Origin of the sequence: Crossiella sp. S99.2, assembly GCF_023094165.1 — a bacterium.
Classification (GTDB): domain Bacteria; phylum Actinomycetota; class Actinomycetes; order Mycobacteriales; family Pseudonocardiaceae; genus Crossiella.
Window position 1 is genome coordinate 202,038 of record NZ_JALMDK010000005.1, and the last position, 24,419, is coordinate 226,456.

20 protein-coding genes are annotated in these 24,419 nt (G+C 71.7%); 13 read left to right on the top strand and 7 right to left on the bottom strand.

The window, feature by feature from the left end; all coding sequences use genetic code 11:
* Positions 1 to 6 precede the first annotated feature (6 nt).
* Entirely contained in the window at positions 7 to 888 is an 882-nt protein-coding gene (locus MZC64_RS20685) for an RluA family pseudouridine synthase (protein ID WP_247758901.1), read from the top strand.
* A gap of 7 nt (positions 889 to 895) precedes the next feature.
* On the opposite strand, the gene MZC64_RS20690 is transcribed toward MZC64_RS20685, so the two are convergent.
* Positions 896 to 1,528 carry a LysE family translocator gene (locus MZC64_RS20690; RefSeq protein ID WP_247758719.1) on the bottom strand — a complete coding sequence of 211 codons (633 nt, stop codon included), beginning with the start codon at positions 1,526 to 1,528 and terminating at the stop codon, positions 896 to 898.
* Between the two features lies 1 nt (position 1,529).
* A complete protein-coding gene (locus MZC64_RS20695) occupies positions 1,530 to 3,035 on the bottom strand; it encodes a DUF885 family protein (protein WP_247758718.1) in 1,506 nt (501 codons plus the stop codon).
* 107 nt (positions 3,036 to 3,142) lie between these two features.
* On the opposite strand from MZC64_RS20695, the gene MZC64_RS20700 reads away from it, so the two are divergent.
* On the top strand, positions 3,143 to 4,615 hold the full coding sequence (locus MZC64_RS20700) for a PLP-dependent aminotransferase family protein (protein WP_308301041.1): 1,473 nt from the start codon (positions 3,143 to 3,145) through the stop codon (positions 4,613 to 4,615).
* On the opposite strand, the gene MZC64_RS20705 is transcribed toward MZC64_RS20700, so the two are convergent.
* Positions 4,612 to 5,190, bottom strand: coding sequence for a TetR/AcrR family transcriptional regulator (locus tag MZC64_RS20705; protein WP_247758716.1), 579 nt, complete (start codon positions 5,188 to 5,190; stop codon positions 4,612 to 4,614). The two genes, MZC64_RS20700 and MZC64_RS20705, sit on opposite strands and share 4 nt — an antisense overlap.
* An 88-nt stretch (positions 5,191 to 5,278) precedes the next feature.
* On the opposite strand from MZC64_RS20705, the gene MZC64_RS20710 reads away from it, so the two are divergent.
* A complete protein-coding gene (locus MZC64_RS20710) occupies positions 5,279 to 6,568 on the top strand; it encodes an amidohydrolase family protein (RefSeq protein WP_247758715.1) in 1,290 nt (429 codons plus the stop codon).
* Between the two features lie 5 nt (positions 6,569 to 6,573).
* On the opposite strand, the gene MZC64_RS20715 is transcribed toward MZC64_RS20710, so the two are convergent.
* Positions 6,574 to 7,653, bottom strand: a complete 1,080-nt coding sequence (locus MZC64_RS20715) for an AsnC family protein (protein ID WP_247758714.1) — start codon at positions 7,651 to 7,653, stop codon at positions 6,574 to 6,576.
* A gap of 156 nt (positions 7,654 to 7,809) precedes the next feature.
* Between MZC64_RS20715 and MZC64_RS20720 the strand changes: the two genes are divergently transcribed.
* The 5 genes from MZC64_RS20720 to MZC64_RS20740 are packed head-to-tail and all read left to right on the top strand — an operon-like array spanning position 7,810 to position 13,237.
* The gene (locus tag MZC64_RS20720; protein WP_247758713.1) at positions 7,810 to 9,198 is read left to right on the top strand and encodes an extracellular solute-binding protein; all 1,389 of its coding nucleotides are present in this window, start codon (positions 7,810 to 7,812) and stop codon (positions 9,196 to 9,198) included.
* Positions 9,182 to 10,120 carry a carbohydrate ABC transporter permease gene (locus MZC64_RS20725; protein ID WP_247758712.1) on the top strand — a complete coding sequence of 313 codons (939 nt, stop codon included), beginning with the start codon at positions 9,182 to 9,184 and terminating at the stop codon, positions 10,118 to 10,120. The genes MZC64_RS20720 and MZC64_RS20725 overlap by 17 nt, the downstream gene beginning before the upstream one ends.
* Positions 10,117 to 10,938, top strand: coding sequence for a carbohydrate ABC transporter permease (locus MZC64_RS20730; protein WP_247758711.1), 822 nt, complete (start codon positions 10,117 to 10,119; stop codon positions 10,936 to 10,938). The genes MZC64_RS20725 and MZC64_RS20730 overlap by 4 nt, the downstream gene beginning before the upstream one ends.
* A complete protein-coding gene (locus MZC64_RS20735; protein ID WP_247758710.1) occupies positions 10,938 to 12,023 on the top strand; it encodes an ABC transporter ATP-binding protein in 1,086 nt (361 codons plus the stop codon). Before MZC64_RS20730 ends, MZC64_RS20735 begins: the two co-directional genes overlap by 1 nt.
* A complete protein-coding gene (locus tag MZC64_RS20740; protein ID WP_247758709.1) occupies positions 12,020 to 13,237 on the top strand; it encodes a CehA/McbA family metallohydrolase in 1,218 nt (405 codons plus the stop codon). The genes MZC64_RS20735 and MZC64_RS20740 overlap by 4 nt, the downstream gene beginning before the upstream one ends.
* Here the strand turns inward: MZC64_RS20740 and MZC64_RS20745 are convergent.
* Positions 13,198 to 15,933, bottom strand: a complete 2,736-nt coding sequence (locus tag MZC64_RS20745; RefSeq protein ID WP_247758708.1) for a hypothetical protein — start codon at positions 15,931 to 15,933, stop codon at positions 13,198 to 13,200. The genes MZC64_RS20740 and MZC64_RS20745 overlap by 40 nt on opposite strands.
* Positions 15,934 to 16,124: 191 nt before the next feature.
* Between MZC64_RS20745 and MZC64_RS20750 the strand changes: the two genes are divergently transcribed.
* Complete coding sequence (locus tag MZC64_RS20750; protein ID WP_247758707.1) at positions 16,125 to 17,366, top strand: cytochrome P450; 1,242 nt, start codon at positions 16,125 to 16,127, stop codon at positions 17,364 to 17,366.
* Positions 17,367 to 17,430: 64 nt separating this feature from the next.
* Here MZC64_RS20750 and MZC64_RS20755 read toward each other — a convergent pair whose 3' ends face one another.
* A complete protein-coding gene (locus MZC64_RS20755; protein ID WP_247758900.1) occupies positions 17,431 to 20,028 on the bottom strand; it encodes a glycoside hydrolase family 97 catalytic domain-containing protein in 2,598 nt (865 codons plus the stop codon).
* 352 nt (positions 20,029 to 20,380) lie between these two features.
* On the opposite strand from MZC64_RS20755, the gene MZC64_RS20760 reads away from it, so the two are divergent.
* Together MZC64_RS20760 and MZC64_RS20765 are read left to right on the top strand one after the other, a co-directional pair.
* Positions 20,381 to 21,196 carry a hypothetical protein gene (locus MZC64_RS20760; protein WP_247758706.1) on the top strand — a complete coding sequence of 272 codons (816 nt, stop codon included), beginning with the start codon at positions 20,381 to 20,383 and terminating at the stop codon, positions 21,194 to 21,196.
* Positions 21,197 to 21,301: 105 nt separating this feature from the next.
* Positions 21,302 to 22,123 carry a hypothetical protein gene (locus tag MZC64_RS20765; RefSeq protein WP_247758705.1) on the top strand — a complete coding sequence of 274 codons (822 nt, stop codon included), beginning with the start codon at positions 21,302 to 21,304 and terminating at the stop codon, positions 22,121 to 22,123.
* Here MZC64_RS20765 and MZC64_RS20770 read toward each other — a convergent pair.
* On the bottom strand, positions 22,113 to 22,379 hold the full coding sequence (locus MZC64_RS20770) for a YciI family protein (RefSeq protein ID WP_247758704.1): 267 nt from the start codon (positions 22,377 to 22,379) through the stop codon (positions 22,113 to 22,115). The two genes, MZC64_RS20765 and MZC64_RS20770, sit on opposite strands and share 11 nt — an antisense overlap.
* Before the next feature lie 56 nt (positions 22,380 to 22,435).
* Between MZC64_RS20770 and MZC64_RS20775 the strand changes: the two genes are divergently transcribed.
* Complete coding sequence (locus tag MZC64_RS20775; RefSeq protein ID WP_247758703.1) at positions 22,436 to 23,089, top strand: Crp/Fnr family transcriptional regulator; 654 nt, start codon at positions 22,436 to 22,438, stop codon at positions 23,087 to 23,089.
* A 9-nt stretch (positions 23,090 to 23,098) separates the two neighbouring features.
* Positions 23,099 to 24,376, top strand: a complete 1,278-nt coding sequence (locus tag MZC64_RS20780) for an adenosylmethionine--8-amino-7-oxononanoate transaminase (protein ID WP_308301042.1) — start codon at positions 23,099 to 23,101, stop codon at positions 24,374 to 24,376.
* Positions 24,377 to 24,419: the final 43 nt, after the last annotated feature.

Consider the following 24,419-nt stretch of genomic DNA (forward strand, 5'->3'; position numbering starts at 1 on the left):
GACGGCATGCGGGTGGACGCGGGCCTGGCCAAGCTGCTGGGACTGTCCCGCACGGTCGCGGCCGGCCTGGCCGAGAACGGCGGGGTCCTGCTCGACGGTGCGCCCGCCGGGAAGTCCGACCGGCTGATCGCGGGCTCGTGGCTGGAGATCACCCTGCCCGAGCCCGAGCACCCCGTCGCGCTGGTCCCTGCGGTGGTGGACGGCATGGTCGTGCTCTACGAGGACGACGACATCGTGGTGATCGACAAGCCGGTCGGCGTCGCGGTGCACCCCAGCCCCGGCTGGACCGGTCCGACCGTGGTGGCCGGGCTGGCCGGCGCCGGGATCCGGATCGCCACCTCCGGCGCGGCCGAGCGGCAGGGCGTGGTGCACCGGCTGGACGTGGGCACCACCGGGGTGATGGTGGTGGCCAAGAGCGAGCACGCCTACTCCTGGCTCAAGCGTGCCTTCAAGGAACGCACCGTGGAGAAGCGCTACCACGCACTGGTGCAGGGCCACCCGGATCCGAGCCGGGGCACCATCGACGCCCCGATCGACCGGCATCCCCGGCAGGACTACAAGTTCGCCGTGGTCGCCAGCGGCAAGCCCAGCGTCACCCACTACGAGGTCCTGGAGGCGTTCCGGGCCGCCTCGCTGGTGGACGTGAAGCTGGAAACCGGGCGCACGCACCAGATCCGGGTGCACTTCTCCGCGCTGAAGCACCCCTGCGTCGGCGACCTGACCTACGGCGCGGACCCGGTGCTGGCCAAGCGGCTCACACTGACCCGGCAGTGGCTGCACGCCCGGACCCTGGGCTTCCACCACCCCGCGGACGAGCAGTGGGTGGAGTTCAGCAGCGACTACCCGGCCGACCTGCAGGCCGCGCTGGATCTGCTGCGCGAGGAGTGAGCCCGGGCTACAGCTGCGCGGTGAGCACAGTGAACGCGGCCAGTCCCAAGTAGACGATGACGGCCAGATCCCGTTGCCACCGCAGGAATCGCGGTCGCCGGGTGAGCAGCCGGTGCAGCGGCGCGCTGAGCTGGACGTAGGCCAGGTCCAGTAGCAGCGCTACCGCGAAGCCGACCGCGCCGAGCACCAGCAGGTGCGTGCGGGTGGTCGCCGGATCGGCCCCGGCCGGCACGAACTGCGGCAGGAACGTGAGGAAGAACAGCATCACCTTGGGGTTGAGCACATTGATCAGTGCCCCGTCCAGGAAGAGCCGGACCGGCCTGGACCTGACTCCGGTGGTCAGGTCCAGACCGGCTGGCTGGCGGTGGGTGCGCACCGCCAGGTACACCAGGTATGCCGCGCCCGCCAGGCGCACCGCGGTGAAGGCCGTCGGCGAGGCCGCCACCAGCGCGGACACCCCCGCCACGGCCGCGATCACGTGCACCAGGGTGCCCGCCTCCACGCCCAGCGCGGACAGGAATCCGGCTCGCCTGCCCTGGGTGAGCGAGCGGGTCAGGATGTAGATCAGGTTGGGGCCGGGCACCAGCACCAGCGTGACGGTGGCCGCGACGAACCCGAGCAGCACGGCGGGCGCTGGCATGTCAGCCCGCCCGCAGCGCGGTGCCGAGCAGCCCGAGCGGCGGCGAGCCGAGGCCGAGCAGCGCGGTGTGGAAGCGGCGCAACGAGAACTGGGCGCCCCACTCCTGGCGGGCCCGCTCGCGCAGGTCGCGGATGAGCAGCTTGCCCCAGGTGTAACAGATGCCGGTGGGATTCAGCACAACCCGGTTCGCCGCGGTCTCCGCGGCCGGACCGGCCAGGAAGGCGTCCGTCTTGAACCGCTGCACGGCCTCCTGCCGGGTCATCGTGCCGGTGTGCAGGCCGATGACGCAGGCCATCCTGGTCACCCGCAGCAGCGCGTCCCTGGCCACCGCCGCGGCGAAACGCGGATCGCCGTCCCGGAAGCCCTCCTCCAGGGCGAGTTCCTCCACGTAGTGCGCCCAGCCCTCGCTGAACCCGTCGTGGATCAGCGTGCGGCGCACCTCGGTGCCGGCCTCGCGCAGCGCCCGGCCGTGGGTGAAGTGACCGGGGGCGACCTCGTGCAGCGCGATCACCGGCAGCGCGTGCCGGGCGAACATGCTCAGCCAGTCCCGGCGCTGGGCCGCGGACCAGGACGGATCACCGGGATTCACCCGGAACCAGCTCGGCCCATCCGGTTCGGCGGGCGCGGCGGCGGTCATGGTGGCGACCTGCCACGGCTGCGACGGTGGCACCAGCCCGACCAGGCAGGTGCCGTCGGTGGCCAGGCCCAGCCCGGCGGTCCAGTCCAGCACCTCCTGCACGGTGCCGCTGGTCCAGGACGGCAGCTGGTCCGCGGTGGGGCGATCGGCCAGCAGGGTCTTCATGGTGGCTTTGGTGCTGCCGAGCGGGTCGATGCGGCGGCAGGACTCATCGAGCAGGGCGCGCACCCGGTCGAGTTCGGCCTCGGCGCGCTCGGCCAGTTCGGTCAGGTTGACGTCGATGGCCTCATCGGCGGAGAGCAGCCTGGTCAGGCCGGCTTCGCCGAGCGCGGCCGAGGGCTCCCCGTGCTCGGCCGCCTTGCCGAGGTGCTCGACCAGCAGGGTGATCGCGTAGCGGCCGACCTCGCCGCCCAGGTCCTCGGGCTGGAGGAGCGCGGCCAGGCCGCGGGCGGCGGGCAGGGCGGCGCGGGCGGCGGGCGCGGAGACCTGGTCGAGGACCTCGATGGCGGTGGCCACGGCATCCGGCCACTGCCACAGGTGCGCCTGCCGGGCGGTCCGCCGCTGCCAGATCGAGGCGTACTCCCGGTCGTACCCGGCGAGGTCCAGGTTGGCCAGGTGCAGCAGTGGGTCGCGCCGGTGCAGGTCAAGTTCGCCGAGGCGCACCAGCAGGGCCTGCTCGGCTGCGCGCAGGCGGATCTCGTCGTCCGCGTCGGCCGCGCGGTCCCCCTGGCCCAGCCAGGTCAGGCCGCGCCGCACCCCGGTCGCGGACAGGTCCTGCACCCGGCCGTCGTACTCGTGCAGGCCGGCGACCTCCCTGGCCCTGGGCATGCTGAGGTCGTGCACGGCGCGTAGTCGGGCATGGATGCTCATAGTCGCGATTCACCTGTCCAGATTCCAGTCCACTTCGGTAGATGGACCACTCAGGGGACTAGTCTTCGCGGCAAGCTGACCGCGTTGACCTGCCAATGGAGGCGGAAGTGGACCGTTTCGCCGATCCAGCCGAACTGGTCCGGCTGCTGGGTGACTGGACTGGCCGGCGCGGGCCGAGGTACCAGCGGCTGGCCGCGGCGATCAGCGACCTGGTGGCCGAGAGCACGCTGCCGCGCGGCGCCCGGCTGCCAGCCGAACGCGGACTGGCCGGCGCGCTGGCGGTCAGCCGGGCCACCGTGGTGGCCGCCTACGACCGGCTGCGCGAGCAGGGCGTGCTGCACAGCCGGCGGGGCAGCGGCACCACGGTCAGCCCGCACACCACCGCCAGGGTCCGGCCGGACGGGCGGGTGCGCGGCGGGCGGTCCGGCCCGATGCTGGACCTGCTGGTGGACCGGCCCGGCCAGACCATTTCGCTGGCCCAGGCCATCGAACCGGCCGTGCCCGAACTGGCCGGGGCCCTGCGCGAACTGGTCGAGGCCGACCTGCCCGCGCTGCTGGCCGACGGCGGCTATCACCCGCGTGGCCTGCCCGCGTTGCGCGAGGCCATCGCCACCCACCTGACCGGGCTCGGCCTGCCCAGCACCGCCGCGGAGATCGTGGTGACCACCGGCGCGCACCAGGCCATCGCGCTGGTCGCCGGGCTGTACCTGGACCGGGGCGCCACGGTGCTGGTCGAATCGCCCGGCTGGCCCGGCTCGGTGGACATCCTGCGGGCCGGCGGCGCCACCGTGGTGGGGGTGCCGATCGACGAGGACGGCCCGCGCCCCGATCTGCTGGCCGCCGCGGCCGCCCGGCACCGGCCGGATCTGGTGTACCTGATGCCCACCTTCCACAACCCGACCGGCGTGCTCACCTCGGCAGGCCGCCGGGCCCGGATCACCGAACTGGCCAGGGAACACGGGTTCGCGGTGCTGGAGGACAACGCCTATGTCACCGCCGGGCACGGCGACCCGTTGCCGCCGCCGGTGGCCGCCTTCGCGCACCCCTCGGTGGAGGTGCTCAGCGTGGGCTCACTGGCCAAACCGGTGTGGGCCGGGCTGCGGATCGGCTGGGTGCGCGGCCCGCGCGGCATCATCGACCGGATCGCCAGGGCCAAGGTGCTGGCCGACATGGGCAGTCCACTGCTGGACCAGGCCCTGGCCGCCCGCCTGCTGCCCCGGCTGCCCGAGATCGCCCAGGCCCGCGCGGTGACCCTGCGGCAGCGCCTGCGCCACCTCAGTGGACTGGTGCGCACCCGGCTGCCGGAGTGGCGGTGGCGGGAACCGAGGGCCGGATCGGCGCTGTGGATCGCGCTGCCCGGGGTGGACGCCGCGGTGTTCGCCCAGGTCGCGTTGCGGCACGGGGTGGAGGTGGTGCCCGGCGCGGCGATGGACCCCGACGGCGGGCACGACCACTACATCCGGCTGCCGTTCACCTTCCCGGAACCGGTGCTGGACGAACTGGTGGACCGCCTGGAGCGGGCCTGGACCGAACTGCGCAGGCACGGCCCGGCCGACGGCGGCACCCGGCCGGTGGTCTAGGGCCGGGTGATCAGCGCCAGCACCGCGTCCAGCCCGGCCACGATGCCGGCGGCGGGGGAGTCCGGTGCGCGGGTGAGCAGGGCCAGGCTCACCCCGTCGAGGGCCGAGCTGAACAGGCGGGCCAGGGCGGCGTGGTCCTGGCCGGGCGGGATCTCGCCGGACTCCTCGGCGGCCCGGAAACTGGCCGTCAGGATCGCCTGGAACTCCGCGTCCTGGGCCTGGACCAGCAGCGCGAAATCGGTGCGGGTCATGGCTTTCGCGGTGAAGGCGTAGTACACCCGCGCCTCGATGATCCGCTGCTCGTCCAGGGGCAGCAGCTCGTCGGCGATCCGGCGCAGCGTGTCCAGCACCGGGGCCCGCTTCGGGATCCGCCGGATCCGCTCGGCGGTGGCCGCGCCGGTCTGCCGGAGGGCGGACAACAGCAGCTCGTCCTTGTCCGCGAACTGTCGTTGCACCATGCCCAGCGAGGTCTCGGCCTCGGTGGCCACCGCGCGCAGGCTGACGCCGTCCAGGCCATCCCTGGCCACGATCCGGAGCAGGGCGGCGCCGATGGCGTGCCGGCGTGCGTCAGGCACGGTCAGGTTCTCCACCCCGTCAGCATAGCCGACTCTGATACGTTCGAATCGATAGCGAGTCAACTGTATCGGAGGGGTTATGTGCACGGTGGGACGACGAACGTTGCTCAAGGCCGCGGTCGCGGGGGCGGGGGCCGCCGCGCTGGCGGTACCGGCCGCCGCCGACCCGGCCCGCGCCGCCTTCGCGATCCGGGGCGCCCGGGTCTTCGACGGCGAGCGGGTCCTGGACGGCCGGACGGTGGTCTGCGCGGGCGGCCGGATCGTCAGCGTCACCCGCACCCCGGCCCCGGCCGCCGGACTGGAGGAGGTCGACGGCCGCGGCCGGACCCTGCTGCCAGGACTGATCGACGCGCACATCCACGACCACGGGATCCCGCGGTCGGATTCACCGCGGTTCGGCGTCACCACCGAGCTGGACATGTTCAACCTCATCCCCCGGCTGCGGGCCGACCTCGGTGACTACGTGGCCGCCCGGCAGTCCGACCGGGCCACCGCGGCGGCCGATCTGTGGAGCGCCGGAGCCATGATCACCGTGCCCGGCGGCCACGGTTCGCAGCTGGGCCTGCCGAAGGACTTTCCCTGGCTGCGGCCGGGGATGTCACCGGCTCAGCACGTCGACGACCGGCTGGCCGAGGGCTCGGACTACATCAAGTTCGTGGTCGAGCCGATGGTGACCAGCGACCCCTGGCCGACGATCTCCCCGGAGCAGGGCAGCGCGATCATCCGGCGCGCCCGGGAGCGCGGTGTGCTCAGCCTGGCGCACGTGTCCATGGCCGCGGACGCCCGCTGGCTGCTGCGGGCCGGGGTGAACGGACTGATCCACACCCCGCAGGACCGCGGGCTGAACCGGGAGGAGCTGTGGCTGGCCGGTCGCTCCGGCGCGTTCGTCACCAGCACCCTGGCCATCTTCCACTCGCTGCTCAACCAGCCCGAATACCACCGGCGCTACACCGATCCCCGGGTCACGCCATACCTTTCCGAGAAGCAGCGGGTGTTCGCCGATCGCCGGTTCCCGAAGGACTTCCCCGGTGACAAGCCGGACCTGGACGCGCTGAACTTCAACATCCGGGCCCTGGCCAAGGCAGGCGTGCCGATCCTGGCCGGGACGGACGGCGCCAATCCGGGCCTGCCCAACGCGATCGGCCTGCTGTTCGAGCTGGAGCTGCTGGTCCAGGCGGGACTCACCCCGATCGCCGCGCTCACCGCGGCCACCTCGGCGCCTGCCCGGCACTTCGGGCTGCGCGACCGCGGCCGGATCAAACCCGGCCTGCGCGCGGACCTGGTGCTCGTCGAGGGTGATCCGACCGAGGACATCACCGCGCTGCCCGGCATCGCCGCGGTCTGGCGCAACGGTTTCCGGATCGACCGCAGGCCCTGAGCCGGTCAGTCCTCGATCGCCCAGGTCAGGCTGTGCGCCTCATCGCCGGGATGCGGGCTCCACCGGATGTGGGTGAGCCGCAACGCCTCCGGCAGCACGTACACCGTGTGCCCGCCCGCGGTCTCGCCCGGCGCCACGCCGATCCGGTGCGGCGGCCGGGAGGACAGTGCCACCGGGGCCTTGGAGATGTGCTGCCCGTCGTCGGTGACCAGCACCAGGTACAGGTCCGGCAGCGAGGCGAAGGGCACCGGGCCGCGGTTGTGCAGCTCGGTGTGCACCACCACCGAACGTTCGCCCTCTTGCAGCCGGTAGCCGGCCGCGGTGAACAGGAAGTCGGCCGGATCGACCACCTCGACCAGCTGGATGACCAGGCGTTCGCCTTCCTGGCCCTCGGTTTCCAGCGCGCCGCCGACCACGCCGGTGCGGCTGTTCGCCGCCGGGGCGGTGGTCACCGTCGGCTGGTCGCCGCGGGCCCAGGCCGCCGACTGCGGCGGGCCCCAGGTGCTCATCGGATCCGCGGCGGCGGCCGGGAACGGCTGGGCGACGGGCGGCTGGGCCGGGAAACCGCCGCTGGGCGGGTAGGCCGGGGGCGGCGGCGGGTAGGCGCCGGTGCGATTCCCCGGCTGCTGCGCCGGGTACGGGCCGCTCGGGGTGCCGTACGGACCGCTGGGTGTCCCGTGTGGACCTGGGTACGGGCCGCTCGGCGTGCCGTAGGGGCCACTGGGGGTGCCGTGCGCCGGGTAGGGGCCGCTGGGGGTGCCGTAGGCCGGACCGGGTCCGTTCGGCACGCCGTACCCGGCGGGGCCGTACATCGGCGCGGGCGGTGGCACGGCGGGCTGCGGCGGTGCGGCAGGCGGGAAACCGGTCCACGCCCCGGCCGCGGCCAGCGCGCCACGCAGGCCGTTCGGATCGAACTCCACGCCGACGATCAGCGGCAACCCGCTGGCCGACAACGCCACCAGCCGGGAGGCGGCCTCCCGCGGATCCAGACCGGCCCTGGCCGCGATCTCGTGCACGGGAGCCGCGCGCCCTGACTCGGCCAGCAGGGCGAGCAGGCGCATGTCCACGGGATCGGGCGACACCACGGACAAAAACCTACCCCGTCCCCGCGATCACCGTCGGGGCGCACCCACCGACGGAAAAACCCGAGATGTGACCCTTGTCATCTTCCACCCGGTCTGGTGACTATTTCACCCCACGTAGATCAGCCAGGTGAACCACCGGCTCCGAGGAGGTGGCGGATGCGCAAGCTCGCGACTCCGCTTGTTGTGGTCGCGTCACTGGGCTTGCTCGCCGGATGTCTCGGCAGCCCCCAGCAGACCGACACCGCCCGCAACGCCGACGCGAAGGAGCTGACGCTCACCATCACCGGCAACTCCGTGGTCGGCGGCAAGAACGCCGCCCGCGCCGCCTGGGTCACCGAGTGGGTGATCCCCAAGTTCACCGAGGCGCAGAAGGCCAAGGGCGTCACCGTCACGGTGAAGTTCGAGGGCAACGGCGCGGGCGATGAGGACTACAAGACCAAGGTCGCGCTGGACCTCAAGACCGGCGGCGGCGCGGACGTGCTCACCATCGACGGCATCTGGGTCGGCGAGTTCGCCGAGGCCGGCCAGCTCAAACCCCTCGACGACCTGCTCGGCAAGGACCGGGTGGACGCCTGGGAGGGCTGGGCGCAGATCCCCAGGTCCGTGCAGGGCCTGGGCAGCTTCGGCGACCGGCGCTACGGCATCCCGGACGGCACCGACGGCCGGGTGCTCTTCTTCAACAAGAAGCTGTTCGCCCAGGCCGGACTGCCCACGGACTGGCAGCCGAAGAGCTGGACCGACCTCCTGGACGCGGCCGCGGTGCTGAAAAAGCTGCCCGGAGTGACCCCGTTGCAGGTCAACGCGGGCACCGCGATGGGTGAGGCGACCACCATGCAGGGCGTGCTGCCGATGCTGGCCAGTGCCGGGAAGCCGCTGTACCGGGACGGGAAGTGGCAGGCCGGTCCGGCCATGGGCGAGGTGCTGGAGTTCTACGCCAAGGTCTACCGCGAGGGCCTCGGCGATCCGCTGACCCAGCAGGAGGCCAAGGGCCGGGACAAGTCCTTCGCCCAGTTCGCCGAGGGCAAGCTCGGCATCATGATCGAGAGCGACTACCTGTGGCGCGGGGTGGTCGAACCGACCCGCGGCGTGGCCAAGATGGCCGACCGGGACCAGGTCGTCGGCTGGGCCAAGATCCCGGCGAGGCAGCCCGGCGTGGGCGGGCGGGACTTCGTGAGCATGTCCGGCGGCGCGGTCAACGTGGTCAACCCGGCCACCCAGTACCCGCGGCAGGCCTGGGAGCTGCTGCAGTTCATGAACTCCGCCGAGTCGATCAAGGCGCGGATGGGCGGCGGCGCGCAGGTCACCGCCCGCGCCGATGTCAACGACCAGGTGCTCGCCGGCGACCCGATGCTGTCCTATGTGGCCCGCGAGGTGCTGCCGGTCACCCAGTACCGGCCGCCGGTGGCCGGGTACCCGCGGGTGTCCGCGGCCCTGCAACAGGCCACCGCCGACGTCATCGCCGGGCGCAGCGTGCCCGAGGCGCTGTCCAACTACCGGGCCGCGCTGTCCAAGATCGTCGGCGAGTCCAATGTCGACGCCGGTTGACCTCACCCCCGCGGCGGAGTCCACTGTGGACACTCCGGCGCGGAAGGGCGGGATCGCCGACGTGGCCGGGCTCGGCGTGGGCCGCGCGATCGGGTTCGTGCTGCCCGCACTGGCCTTGATCGCGCTGTTCCTGGTGTTCCCCGCGCTGTGGACGCTCTACATCGGCATCACCGACTACCAGCTCACCGGCCCGGCCGCGGCCAACCCACAGGTCATCGGCATCGACAACTTCCTCAACGCGCTGGGTGACACGCTGTTCCGCAACTCGCTGTGGCTGACCGTGCTGTTCGTGCTCGGCTCCGCGGTGATCGGGCAGAACCTGCTCGGCTTCGGCCTGGCCTGGCTGCTGCGCGGGGCCCGGCCCTGGCTGCGCAGGCTCACCGAGAGCCTGGTGCTGCTGGCCTGGATCCTGCCCAGCACGGTGGTCGCCTTCCTCTGGTTCGCCGTGCTGGACCGGGACGGCGGCACGCTGAACCTGTTGCTGGGCAACGAGGGCACCGCCTGGCTGGTGCAGTATCCGCTGATCTCGATCATCCTGTTCAACATCTGGCGCGGCACCGCGTTCTCCATGCTGCTCTACTCCTCGGCGCTGGCCGCGGTGCCGCCCTCGCAGCTGGAGACCGCGAAACTGGTCGGCGCCAGCGGCTGGCAGACCGTGCGGGACGTGGTGTTCCCGCACATCCGCGGGCACGTGCTGACCAACACGCTGCTGATCAGCCTGTGGACCGCCAACGACTTCACCCCGTTCCTGCTCACCGCCGGCGGCCCCAACCACGCCTCGGAGACGTTGCCGGTGTTCATCTACCGGCAGGCACTGGAGGGCGGGCAACTCGGTTACGCCTCGGCGATCTCGTTGCTGCTGCTGGTGGCCAACCTGGTGGTGGCCGGGCTGTACCTGCGACTGCTGCGGAGGCGCTCATGAGCGTGAAGTTCCTGGTGCGCCGGATCGGTTTCTACACGCTGATCGCGGCGGTGCTGTTCTTCTTCGCGGTGCCGATGCTGTGGCTGGCCAGCGCGCCCTTCGACGCCAAACCCGGCCTCGGCCTGCGCTGGCCGGAGTGGACCCTGGACAACATCGGCAAGACCCTGGAGCACCCGTACGCGCTCACCTCGCTGCTGAACTCGTTGCTGCTGTGCGGGATCGCCACCGTCGTGACCACGGTGTGCGCCGCGCTGGCCGCCTACGCGCTCTCCCGGGTGCGCATTCCCGGCCGGGACCTGTTGCTGTACCTGCTGTTGCTGCTCTCCAGCGTGGTCACCGGCACCGCCGCGATGGTGCCGATCTTCGTGATGATGTTCCAGCTCGGCCTGATCAACTCCCAGTACGGCACCGCGCTGGTGATCGCCGGCGGCATGCTGCCCGCGGCCATCTTCATCCTCAAGGACTTCATGGACTCGGTGCCGCGCTCCTACGAGGAATCGGCCAGGGTCTTCGGCGCCTCGCCAGGCCAGGTGCTGCGGCACGTGGTGCTGCCGGTGGCCCGGCCCGGTATCGCGACCATCCTGGTGTGGGCCTTCGTCAACGCCTGGGGCAACTTCCTGCTGCCGTTCCTGCTGCTGCGCGAGGTCGAGGCGCAGCCGGCCGCGGTGCTGCTGCGCACCCTGCAGGACGAGGGCGGCAGCGCCAACCTCACCGTGATCCCGGTGTTCTCACTGCTGTACTCGATACCGGTGGTGCTGCTGTACCTGATCGTCAGCAAACGCTACGGGTTCCGCTTCCACGGAGGGATCAAGAGCTGATGGCCGGTATCGACATCACCGCACTGTCCACTGTGTACCCGAACGGGGTCCGCGCGGTGGACGATCTCGATCTGCACATCGCCGACGGTGAGTTCTTCGCGTTGCTCGGTCCTTCCGGCTGTGGCAAGACCACGCTGCTGCGCACCATCGCGGGCCTGGAGCAGTCCAACGCGGGCACCATCACCATCGGTGCGAACAACGTCACCGCGGTCGATCCCGGCAAACGCGGGGTGGCCATGGTGTTCCAGGACTACGCGCTGTTCCCGCACATGACCGTGGCGGAGAACATCGGCTACCCGCTGCGGGTGCGCGGGCAGAGCAAGGCCGCGCAACGCGAGGTCGCCGAGTCCACCTCGGCCGGGCTGAGCCTGGCCGGACTCCTGGAACGCCGCCCCGCCCAGCTCTCCGGCGGCCAGCAGCAACGGGTCGCGCTGGCCCGCGCCATCGCGATGGGCGCCGAGGTGCTGCTGCTGGACGAGCCACTGTCCAATCTGGACGCCCGGCTGCGGCTGGAGGCACGCACCTTCCTCAAGCGACTGCAACGGGAACTGGGCATCACCACGGTTTTCGTCACCCACGACCAGGCCGAGGCGCTAGCCCTGGCCGACCGGATCGCGGTGATGGAATCCGGCAAGATCCGGCAGCTGGGCAGCCCGCGTGAGGTGTTCCAGCGGCCGGCGAGTGTGTTCGTGGCGAACTTCATCGGGTCCACCCCGATGAACCTGCTCGACGCGGTGGTCGTCGAGGACGAGGTGGAGGTGGCAGATGCGAGGCTGGGTCGGCCCCTGGGTCTGGCCGTGTCCGACGGCGACAAGGTCACGGCGGGCATCCGCCCCGAGTACCTCCGGCTCGCCCCCCAAGGCACAGCCGGCGGGATCACTGGCGTGGTGTCGACGGTGGAAAACCTCGGGGTGAGTTCCCTGGTGTCCCTGGACTGCGCGGGCGGCGTGCTGGTCGGCGTCACCGTGCCGGAACAGGACGAACCTCCCATCGGCAGCACCGTCACCGCGGTCCCCGAACCCGGCAGGCTGCTGCTCTTCGACGCCGAAGGTTCTTTGCTGGGCCCGGAACCGGTGCCCGCATGATCATCCACAGTGGACTGATCACCCGCGAGCAGCGGTCCGCGAACCGGTGGCTGGAACTGCCGTTCGAGGTCCCGGCTGGCTGTGCGGGCATCACGGTCGAGCTGACCTACGCCGACCCGGCCATCCTGGACATCGGCTGTGCCGGTCCGGCGGGCTGGCGTGGCTGGTCCGGATCGGCCCGCCGCCGCTTCGCCATCACCGCCGAGACCGCCACCCCCGGCTACCTGCCCGGCGAACCGGAACCGGGGGAGTGGCGGGTTGTCCTTGGCCTGCACCGGATCCCGCCGGAGGGCGCGCACGCCCAGGTCGAGGTGACCCTCGGCCCGGCTTTCGTCGAGGTCGCGCCGCCGGCTCCGCTCGCCCCGGCGCCGCGGCCGGTGCGGCAGTTGCCGGCCACCGCGGGCCTGCGCTGGATCCCGGCGGACCTGCACTCGCACACCCTGCATTCCGACGGCAAACTGACCGTGCCGGAGCTGGCCGCACTGGCGGTTTCTAGGGGCCTGTCCGCGCTGGCGGTCACCGATCACAACACGGTCGCGCACCACGCCGAACTGGCCGAGGTCGGGGACCGGTACGGCATCGCGCTGATCCCCGGGCAGGAGGTCACCACCGATTCGGGGCACGCCAACGCCTTCGGCGACATCGGCTGGATCGACTTCCGCAGGCCCCCGGCCGAATGGCTGTCCACTGTGGAGGAACGCGGCGGACTGCTGTCCATCAACCACCCGCTTTCCGGCGACTGCTCCTGGCGCGACCCGATGCCGGTCCGCCCGCCACTGGCCGAGATCTGGCACTCCAGCTGGTGGAGCCGGACCTGGGGTGGCCCCCTGGCCTTCTGGCGGTCCTGGGGCATGCACGTCACCCCGGTGGGCGGCAGCGACTTCCACGGCCGCGGCGCGGACGCCGAACCCGGCAACCCGACCACCTGGCTGGCCGTGGACGAGAACGCCTACGGGCCCGGCGAACTGGCCAAGGCCGCCCTGGACGCGTTGCGCGCCGGCCGCACCGCGATCAGCGCCAACCCGGACGCCCCGGTGCTGCTGCCGGTGGACGGCGATCTGATGCTGGTCGGCGCGTCAGGGGCGCTGCTGTACGGCCCGGACGGCAGCCGGTGTGAGGCCCGGACCGAGGGCAGGCTGCCCGCCGCCGGTCCGGGCGGTCACGTGCTCACCGATCACGAGGGCGGCATGATCACCCTCTGCGGCAACCCCTGACCCAGCCGGATCGTCGCGATCTCCCAGCCCCGCAACACTAACTCCACCGAGTCAGCCACCACATCCAGTTTTCCCACCACGTTCCCGGCCAGGTCGGTCACCCGCGCGGTGGCCAGGCCGGGCCAGCGCAGCACGGTCGGCACGGGCTTGTCGGAGTAGGCGACCAGGCGCACCTCCAGCTCGCCTTCGCGTTCCCGCACCCCGCTGACCACCGCACCCTCGACCGCCAGGCCCACCGCGTCACCCAGGTGTCCGGGCTCGCCGGTGCCCGGCGCGCTGACCAGGGGCAGGGTGAACCGCTCCACCAGGTCCATCGTCTCGGCGACTGATCGGGCGCCGACCGCGATGCCGAACCGGGCGGTGCGCCAGCCCAGTTCCTGTGCCCCGGGGATCGGCGTGGTCGGCCCGGCCGGTTCGGCCCGCAACGGGTGCAGGTTCCGGCTGATCGCGCCCACCGAACGCAGCAGGGTCAGCGCCAGCTCACCGCCGGTGATCTCGTACTCGGTGGCCTGCTCCAGCAACACGGTGGCCTGCCCGGCCGCGACGAAGCCCGAGGCCGGGAAGGTGGGCAGTGGCGCCTCGCCGTTGCCGCCCTCATTGCGCAACCCCCGTGCCACCACGCCGAACTGTCCCTCGGCCCGTGATCCGGCCACCTCGCCCACCGGCAGATGCCAGCGCACCCGGTGGTCCCGGCTGCGGTTCTCGAACCGGATCTCCACCCGGACAAACGGCTCCCCGGCGCGTAGTTCCACCGCCATGGACACCTCGGTCGCGGCCGCTTTCGCCGCCCGCGCCGACCCGGCCGCGTCGTGCAGCCCGATCGGCCATTCATAAGTGCGGTACACGGTGTACCCGCCGAGCAGAGGTCCTGGCGCGTCCGGGCAGACCAGGATCGCCACCGGCTCGTGCACCAGCAGATCGGCCACCGGCGGGCCGTAGTTGTAGCTGTCCCCGGCGTCGCCGCCATCGCAGATCCGGCCGACCCCGTCGAGCAGGGAGCCGTCCGCGCCGGTGATCCGCAGGGTGCCGTCGTCCAGCACGGAGACCGAGACCAGGCCGTTGCTCAGCACACCGTCCACAAGGGACACCGGCGCGTCGGCCGACGCGGTGGCTTCGACCGCCCGGATCCCGGTCCAGCCCAGCGGTGGCACCGGAATCACGGCCAGGAGTTCCCGCCGTGGCTCGTCCACCACCCGCAGTTCCCACACCGGATGTTCCCCGGACCGGGCCGCCAGTTCCGTGGCGAACCGCTCTAGGTCGTAGGCCGGATTCCCCAGTCGCCCCACCGAGAACTCCACCACGCCGGCCCCGATCACGGCCTGCCGCACCGCCCGGTCGTACATCACCTGCCCGAAGGTCCGCCGCCGCACCGCTTCCGCGATCTCCGCGGCCGGGAACTCCGCCGACACCAGCACCCGCTCGGGCCGGTCCACCTCCTGGGCCGGCACCCGGCGCCCGTCCGGCAGCTCGAACTCCACCGCCGCCCACGCTTCCTCAGCCACCGGTGAACACCGCACCAGGTCCTGGCGTGGCCACGGACTCGGGTTCAGCACCAGCACCGCGTCCCCGGGCACCCGGGCGGCGAGGGCGTCCACCACCCGGTCCCGCACCGCCGAACCGAGCTGCTCGGCCTCCGCGATCCGGCCCGCCACCTGCGCCGCGGTGCTGTCCGCGCCGCAGCCGGTGACCGAATCGTGGCAGGAGGCGTCCACCAGGCGCTGCCAGGCCATCTCCGCGAACGGGCGGGCCGCGGCCGGGAACCACAGTGCGGCAAGGGGTTCGGCGTAACGCTGCACCATCCGCTCGGCCGCGGCCATGGCCTGCTTCACCGGGGCCCGCACCGAGAGCACGCCTGGCAGCAGGTTCGCCCTGGCGTGACTGCGCAGTTCGCCGTGCACCTCAAGGAGTTCGGCGGACAGGTCCCGGTCGGCGAGCGCCTCGGTCAGGGTGGCCAGCCGCAGCATGACCGGCGAGTCGGCGGCGCTGACCGCGCGCACCTGTTCGGTCAGCGAGGGCAGCGGCCCGCCGTGATCCGCGCCGTACATGGCCAGCACCTCGTCCGCGCCGAACCACGCCGTCATCCGCTCGGCGAAGTCCTCGGCCCGGCCCTGGGTGGCGTCGCGATCGCTGAACAGCACGGCCGCGTTGCCGTAGCCGCCGGGCAGGTACTCGGTGCGTACCGCGGACCCGTCCGGGGCCACCCAGGCGAACCCATTGCTGTCCACAATGGACGGAACGCCGCGCCACAGGCATGCCTGACGGAAACCGAAGCCGCGCAACACCTGCGGCAACTGGGCGGCGTGCCCGAACTGGTCCGGCAGGTAGGCCACCGGCATCGCGCCACCCAGTTCCGCCGCCCGGGCCAGGCCGATCTCCAGGTTGCGCACCAGGTTCTCCCCGGAGCACAGGAAGGAGTCCGCGAGCACCCGCCACGGCCCGACCGCGAGCTGGCCGCGCCGCACCAGATCCCGGACCTGGTCGAATGCCTCGGGCCGGATCTCCAGGTAGTCGTCCACCGCGGCGGTCTGGCCGTCCAGGGTGAAGCGCAGCTCCGGATCGGCCGCCAGCCTGGGCAGCACCTCGTCGAGTAAGTCCACCAGCCGCAACCGGAAGCGCTGGAACGGCTCGTACCATTCGCGATCCCAGTGCGTGTGCGGGACGACATGGACGAGGCGGCGCTGTGGCGTCGTAGGCACGGTCACACGTTAGTGAGCCACGATGGTTATGTGTATACCGTTGGGAACTTTCCCGACCTTCGGCACGTTGCTCTGAACGGGTGACATTGTCCGAGGCTGGGAGCGGAGTAGGGTCGGAAATCGTTGAGTTAACGATGTTCACAATACGGTGACGTATGTGAATCCGGGACGGATTTGGGGAGAGCACCGGAATGGTCAACGACACCGCCGCGGCGGCCGAGCCGCTGCCGGATCTGGCTATGTTCGATCAGACGTACATGCGGGATCCGTACCCGATCTACGCGAAGCTGCGTCAGCAGTTGCCCGTGCACAAGACCTCGCTGCCCAACCGCTCCTTCGACATGTGGGTGGTCACCCGCTACGAGGACGTGAAGGTGGCGCTGACCTCCCCTGCGGTCAGCAAGGACTCCGCCCGGCTGCGCGCGCTGATCACCAAAACCGCGCCGGAGGGCGCGCCGCAGTTCGCCGAGGCGCTGGGCGGGCACATGCTCAACAGCGACCCGCCGCAGCACACCCGGCTGCGCAAGCTGGTGGCCAAGGCATTCACCCCGCGCCGGGTGGAGCAGTTGCGGCCGCGGATCGAGCAGATCACCACCGAGCTGCTGGACCAGGTGGCCGCCGGGGGTGAGGTGGTCGATCTGATGGAGACGATGGCCTTCCCGCTGCCGGTCACCGTGATCTGCGAGCTGCTCGGCGTGCCCGAGCAGGACCAGGCCGACTTCCGCCGCTGGTCCAACTCGTTGCTGGGCAACTCCAACGACCCGCAGGAGCAGGCCAAGGACAGCCAGGACCTGGCCGCCTACCTGGTCCAGCTGATCGAGACCAAGCGGGTCACGCCCACCGACGACCTGCTCTCCGACCTGATCCAGGCCAGCGACGACGACGATTCGCTGACCCAGGGCGAGCTGGTCGCGATGGCGTTCCTGCTGCTGGTGGCCGGGCACGAGACCACGGCGAACCTGATCGGCAACGGGGTGCGCGCGCTGCTCACCCATCCCGAGCAGCTGGCCGAGCTGAAGGCCAAGCCCGAGCGCATCCACAACGCGATCGAGGAGCTGCTCCGCTACGACGGCCCGGTGATCACCGGCACCATCCGGATGACCACCGAGCCGCTGACCCTTGGCGAGGTGACCGTGCCCGCCGACCAGCTGCTGCTGGTGGGTCTGGGCTCGGCCAACCGGGACAGCAACAAGTTCGAGAACGCCGACGAGCTGGACCTGGACCGGGTGCTGGGCGGTCACTTCGGCTTCGGGCACGGCATCCACTACTGCGTGGGCGCGCCGCTGGCCCGGCTGGAGGCGGTCACCGCGATCGGCGGTCTGCTGGCCCGCTTCCCGGAGGTCTCGCTGGCGGTGCCCGCGGCGGAGCTGAACTACCGCAGCAGTGTGCTGATCCGCTCGCTGGTCGAGCTGCCGGTACGACCGAACGGCTGAACCGCAACCCACCACAGAAGACGGTGGCGTGTCCCGAGGACGCGCCACCGTCCCCTGTGGACACTCAGCAGGACAGCCGGGCGTTGACCCAGTCGGCGTGGTCGAAGTTCCGGCCATCACCGCCGTCGCTGACCCGCAGTGTCAGCGTGCGCGCCCCGGTCAGCTCCACCGACAGCGGGGTCGCGGCCTGCCCGGTCCGCAGCACCCCGGTCTCCTGCCGGAGGACACCATCGGTGAGCACGTGGAAGGCCGCGCTGCCTGGTGAGGTGGTCTCGTCATCCAGTCCGACCAAGGCGGTGAACCGGGTGCACCGGCCGCCCAGGTGCACCGAGACCTCACTCGGCGCGTGCGCCCCGAGCCCCTTGGCGTAGCTGATCCCGTTGATCCGCAACGGGTTTCCGTCGCCACCGGCGGAGTCGTTGTTGGACCGGTCCCGTTCGACCGGGCCCCAGCCGTTGCTCTCCGCGGTGAACGGCAGTTCACTCACCCACGGCTGCCCGGTCAGCGCCACCGCGGCCCGGACCGCCTGCGCCACATGCATCCGTTGCCGCCCCGGCGGCAACGCCGGATCGGTGAACTCGGCGAACACCGGCAACTCCACCGGCCCGAACTTCGCTTCCGCCCCAACGGTGACCCGCCACCGGCCACGCAACTGCCCGCCCTGCCCCAGCCGGGCGGCGGTCACCGCCGGTCCGCTCACCGTGAAGCCCGCGGGCGCGCTCGCCCGCAGCTCGACCTCCCGCAGAGTCCGCGGACTGTCCACAGTGAACTCGGCGGTGACCTCGAAACTGTTGCCCGCCACCACATCACCGGCATCGGTAGGGTTGATCGCCAGCCGGGTTAGCGGCGGCTGCGGGACCGGCTGGTGACAGGTGGTGCGACCGGCGGTGGCCGGGCAGGCGATCGCGGCGAACCCGCCGTTGCGCGGCACGTCCACCGACAGCCGGTCCCTGGACGTGCGCACCGCGGTGTCCACCAGCACATCGCCGCGGCCGCCCGGCGCGTCCCGGACCACCTCGACCAGCCAGCGGCCCGGCCCCAGCAGGTCCAGACTCGCGGTCAGCGTGGCCGGGTCGCCGGTGGCGATGCCGCCGAAGAACCAGCGGTCGCCGCTGCGCCGGGCCAGCACCGCGTCCTGACCCGGGTAGCCACTGCGGAACCGGGTCTCGTCCCACACCGTCGGCACCTGGTCCAGGAACCGCAGTGCGCGCGGGAAGCGCTGGTACGCCTCGGGTTTATCCGCGAAGTGCTGCCAGCCTGACTCGAACACCACTGGCAGCGCGATCTCGTGCGCGATGGTCGAGGTCCGCGGGCCCACCTCCAGGGACACCGGGGTGAAGTCCATCGAGCCGACCACGTTGCGCGCGAACGGGTGCACCGGGTTGTCGGTGGGCTGGGGCAGCTGTTCCGCGCCGTGCACGGCCTCCATGGTCATCACGTGCGGCCAGGTGCGGGCCAGGCCGTGCGGGATGGTCGAACCGTGGAAGTTGACCATCAGCCGGTGCCGGGCGGTATCGGCCAGAGCCTGGTCGTACCACTGGTAGCGGGACTGCGAGTCCGACTCCATGAAGTCGATCTTCACGCCCTTGACGCCCCAGCCGGTCACCCGTGCGAACTCGGTGTCCCGTTCCTGCTGGGTATCGAGGCGCTGCCAGTGGTACCAGAGCAGGATGTCCACGTTGCGGGCCCGCGCGTACCGGGTTAGCTCCGGCACCCACTGCGGGCTCCAGCCCTCATCGACCAGCACGTACGGCCAGCCGTTGCGCGCGGCGAAGTCCACGTACTCCTTCTGCCGGGCGAAGTTCGACGGACTGGCGTGCTCACTCAGCCAGGACCAGGCCACCTTGCCCGGCTTGATCCAGGAGGTGTCGCTGAACCGCGCCGGGTCGGCCAGGTCGTCCACCAGCGTGGACTCGGTCACCGCGCCGAGGTCGCCGATGATCGCGGTCCGCCACGGCGTCGGCGTGCCCGCGCCCAGCCGCACCCGCGGATCGGCCAGTTCCACCGCGTAGGTGCTGGATCCGGCCGCGTGTGCCAACCGGCTGCCTGCGTACCGCCCGTCCACCCCGGCCTCGGTCAGCAGCACGTAGTCCGCGCCCACCTGGAACAGCGAGGGGTTGCCGAAGATCCCGGCGGGCGCGCCGCCCGCGGTGGTCCGTTGCCGCCGGTTCTCGTGCTGCGGGTTGTACGGCATCAGCCAGGCGGGCGAGTCCGTGGGCAGGGTGAACGCGGAGGTTTCGCCGAGCACGATCTCCTCGCCCGGCACCACATACCGGTAGGCGACGCCGTCCTCGGCCACCCGCAACACCAGGTCCATCGCGGCATCGCCGTTGCCCCGCAAGGAGAACCGGGTCTCGGTCATCCTGGCCACCCGGTCCAGGCGTTTGCCGGTGGTCATCCGGTACCGCTCGGTCACCGCCCGCTGCGTCTGGCTGACCAGCCGCAACCCGCGGGTCAGGTCGACCCGTTCGGTGCGCAGGCCCAGCGGCGAGGGCAGGATCAGCTCCCGCCCGTTCCGCTGCACCGACAACAGCACCGAGCCGTCCGCGGCGCCGAAGTCCACCTTCGCGGTGATCCCCGCGTCCGGCCCGCGTACCGCGACACTCCGGCTCTCCTCCGCCGCCAGCGCGGGCACCCCGCCCGCCGCCACCGCGGCGAGCACCGCGACCAACCCACCGGACCATCGTCGACCTAATCGCAGCAACGGTTCTCCCAGGTAGAAGGCTCCCAGCCACTCTGCCAGCTCCCCAGATCGCCGTGTTGGCCGTTCTTGGACACCACCCCTCCCGGAGCGTTGGCCGTTCTCGTACGCCACGTTGGCGAATCGGCGGCGTGATCCGCACCCCCGTACCACTTGGGCCAACTGGTACGCCCGCTTGGGCAAAACCGGCGTACCAGTTGGCCCAACTCGCCGGAAGATCGGCACGCCAAGGCGAATTCGCCGACAGAGTCCTGGTAGGTCACGTTGGCCGTTCCGGGACGCGGGAATCGGCCAGGTTTGGTAAACCCATGCCGTGATCCCCGCGACGCCGCCCGGTCCGTCCCTGCCGACCAGCGCGGCCGAGTTGCGCCTGCGCTGGCTGCGTGCCCAGCCGCTGCTCCTGGTCGCCTACGTGCTCATCCCAGGCTTCGCGGCCGCCCTGGTACTCACGCTGATGATCTTCGGGCTGACCGTGGCGATGCACGGACTGTTCGGCCTGTTGTTCCTCTGCGGCCTTCCACTGGCCGTTTTCGGCTGGACGCTGACCCGCGGACCGGAGTGGTGGCTGACCCCGCTGGCCTGGCCCCGCCGGGCGTTCTGGCTCACCGTGCTGGTCTGCTTCGCGCTGGTCCCGGCCACCGGCTACTGGAACCCCACCCAGTGGTGGGTGTGGCCGCTGGTGGCGAGCCTGTGCCTGATCCTGCCCGTCTCGTCCTCGGCCTTGGCCCGCCTGGCCCGCCGCACCTTCGGCCTCCCACTGACTCCCGACCTCGGCGAAACCGGGTTTGTGCTGCACTTCGACCTCAACGGCATGTCCGGCCAGGTCTGGCTGGAGCTGACCGAACTGCGCTGGCACCTGGCGGGCACCGGCCACCAGATCACGCTGCCGTTCCAGCAGATCAAGCAGGTCGAGGTGGCCGACCCCAACCAGGAGACCAGGTCCGTGCGCGGCGCGCTGAGCAGGCTGGACGGCAGCGACGGCGCGGACCTGCCACCCGGCCCGCTGCTGGCGGTGACCAACCGCCAGGGCCTGGTCCTCTTCCCGGTCCAGCACCCGGAGGCCGTAGCCGAGATCCTGCGCAGACGCATGGCCGCCCGCGTCCAGCTCACCCACCACCTGGCCACCTGAACGTCCACAGTGGAACCCACCAAGCACCCCGCGTGTTGGCCGTTGTGGTACGCCAAGTTGGCCGTTCCGGACGCGCCGATCGGCCGGGTTTGGTAAACCCATGCCGTGATCTCCACCAAGCCGCCCGGCCCGTCCATCGAGGCCAGCGAGGCCGAGCTGCGCCTGCGCTGGCTGCGTGCCCACCCCCTGCTCGTGCTCGGTTACGTGATCATCCCAGGCTTTGCCGCCGCCCTGGTGGTGACGCTGGTGATCTTCGGATTCAGCATCCGGGTCGACTCCGCGGTCGGTCTGGTGATCATCACCGGCGGTCCGCTGTGCGGTTACGTGTGGGGACTGACCCGCAAACCGGAGTGGTGGCTCACCCCGACCGCCTGGGCCCGCCGGGCGTTCTGGCTCACCGCGCTGGTCTGCTTCGCGATGCTGCCCGCGACCGGCTACTGGTCGCCGATCCAGTGGTGGGTGTGGCCGCTGGTGCTGACCCTGTGCGTGCTGCTGCCCACCCTGTCCGGGGTGCTCGCCGGTCGCGCCCGGCGCAGCTTCCTGCGGCCGTTCTCCCCGGATCTCGGCGAGTGCGGATTCGTGCTTTTCGGCGAACTCAACGGGATCGCCGGCGAGCTGCGCCTGGAACTGACCGAACTGCGCTGGAAGCAGGGCGGCTCCGGCGAGGAGGTGTCCTTGCTGCTCAAGCAGATCGAGCAGGTCACCGTGGGCGCGGTCACCCGGGACAGCACGCCGTCCCCGCGGGCGCTGGGCAAGCCGGACGGCAGCGGGGGAGCGGCACTGCCGCCGGGACGGGTCATGGCGGTGCAGGGGCGCAAGGGCACGATCCTGTTCCCGCTCAAGGATCCCGAGGCATTCGCCGCGATCCTGGAACGGCGGATGGCGGCCCGGCCGCAGCTGATCAAGAACGCCCGGGTCACGATGTGAGTGTCCACAAAGGACGGTATTCGCGGCGGATCCGGATGGTGACCCCGGGCGTGCGGTAGTAGGGATCGGCCGCCAGGATCTCGGACAACGCCGCCGCGTCGCAGTCGAAGAGCAGCAGGGCGCCGGAGTCATCCGCCCACGGTCCGGCCAGCACCAGCACACCCGCCGCCCGCAACTCGGTCAGGCGGGCGCGGTGCGCGGGCCGGGCGGCCAGGCGGCGCGGGTCATCGGTGAAGACGAGTTCGACCACGATCATGGCCGTAGCCTGCGGGACGGGCGGCGTCCGGCGCTGTATCACGTGATACTGCCGCCATGACCGACCCGCTCGCCCAGGTGCCGCTGTTCGCCGGGACCGACCCGGCCCGGCTGACCGAGCTGGCCGCCCGCGGCCGGTCCCGCACCGTCGAGGCAGGTGAAACCCTGGCCCGGCACGGTGAACCGGCCACCGCGCTGATCGTGCTGCGCACCGGCACGCTCACCGCCACCCGGGACACCGCCGACGGCCGCCGCCTGCGCCTGGGCGAGTTCCGCGCGCCCTGCGCCGTGGACAAGACCGCGGTCCTGGACGGCGGCGGCCACACCGCGACCTGGACCGCCGCCACCCGGGTCCAGGTGCTGCTGATCCCCGCCGCGGACCTGCTGACCCTGCTCGACGACGTGCCCGCGGCCCGCAGGCACGTGCTCGCCCACCTGGCCGCCCAGGTCCGGCAGCGCCAGGACGACCTGGTCCGCACGCACAGCGCCGACGCCGTGGCCCGCATCGCCGCCTGGCTGCTCAGCACCGCCGACGGCGCCGCCAGGGTGCTGCTGCCCGGCGCGCAACAGGGCCTCGGCGAACACCTCGGCCTGTCCAGGGTCACCGTCAACCGGGCCCTGCGCGCGCTGGCCGCCGACGGGCTGATCGAGGTCGAACCCGGCGCCGTGCGCTTGCTCGCACCCGAGTTACTGGCCGCCCGCGCTGGTTAGGGTGCCCGGGTGAGCCAGGAACTCCTCGACCTCGACCGCAGGCACGTGTGGCATCCCTACGGGCCGATGCCCGGCACCCAGGAACCACTGCTGGTCGAGTCCGCGCGCGGGGTGCTGCTGACCCTGGCCGACGGGCGGGAACTGATCGATGGCATGTCCTCCTGGTGGGCGGTCATCCACGGCCACCGCCACCCGGTGCTGGACGCCGCCCTGCACGCCCAGGCCGACAAGCTCAGCCACGTCATGTTCGGCGGCCTCACCCACGAACCCGCGATCCGGCTGGCGCAGAAGCTGGTCGAGATCACTCCGGCCCCGCTGCAGCACGTGTTCCTGTGCGACTCCGGCTCGGTCTCGGTCGAGGTCGCGATCAAGATGTGCCTGCAGTACTGGCGTTCCCTGGGCCGCCCGGACAAGCGCCGCATGCTGACCTGGCGCGGCGGCTACCACGGCGACACCTTCCAGCCGATGAGCGTCTGCGACCCCGACGGCGGCATGCACATGCTCTGGCGCGGCATCCTGCCCGAGCAGGTCTTCGTGGACGCCCCGCCGCGCGGCTTCGACGCCGACCTCGACCCGGTCTACGTGCAGCACCTGGCCGATGCCATCGAGGACAACGCGGACACCCTGGCCGCGGTCATCGTCGAACCCGTCGTGCAGGGCGCGGGCGGGATGGCCTTCCACAACCCGCGCTACCTGCACGTGCTGCGCGAACTCTGCCTGGCCAACGACGTGCTGCTGATCTTCGACGAGATCGCCACCGGCTTCGGCCGCACCGGCGCGCTCTTCGCCGCCGACCACCCCGGCATCAGCCCGGACGTGCTCTGCCTCGGCAAGGCGCTCACCGGCGGCTACCTCAGCCTGGCCGCCACGCTGTGCACCGAGCGGATCGCCGAGGGCATCTCCCGGGGCGAGCTGCCGGTGCTCGCGCACGGCCCCACCTTCATGGGCAACCCACTGGCCACCGCGGTCGCCGGCGCCTCCCTCGACCTGCTGCTCAGCCAGGACTGGGCGAGCGAGGTCCGGCGGATCGAAACCGGTCTCGGCAAGGGCCTGGCCGCGGCCAGGGCACTACCCGGGGTACGCGATGTGCGGGTGCTCGGCGCCATCGGAGTGATCCAGCTCGACCATCAGGTGGACATGCGGGCCGCCACCGCCGCCGCGGTCGCCGAGGGCGTGTGGCTGCGCCCGTTCCGCGACCTGGTCTACGCGATGCCGCCGTATGTCAGCACCGACGACGACGTCCAGCGGATCACCACCGCCATGTGCGCCGCGGCGGCCGCCGGGTAGCCCTCCCCCGATCGGGCCCGTCCGAGCGCTTGAGTAGCGTGCA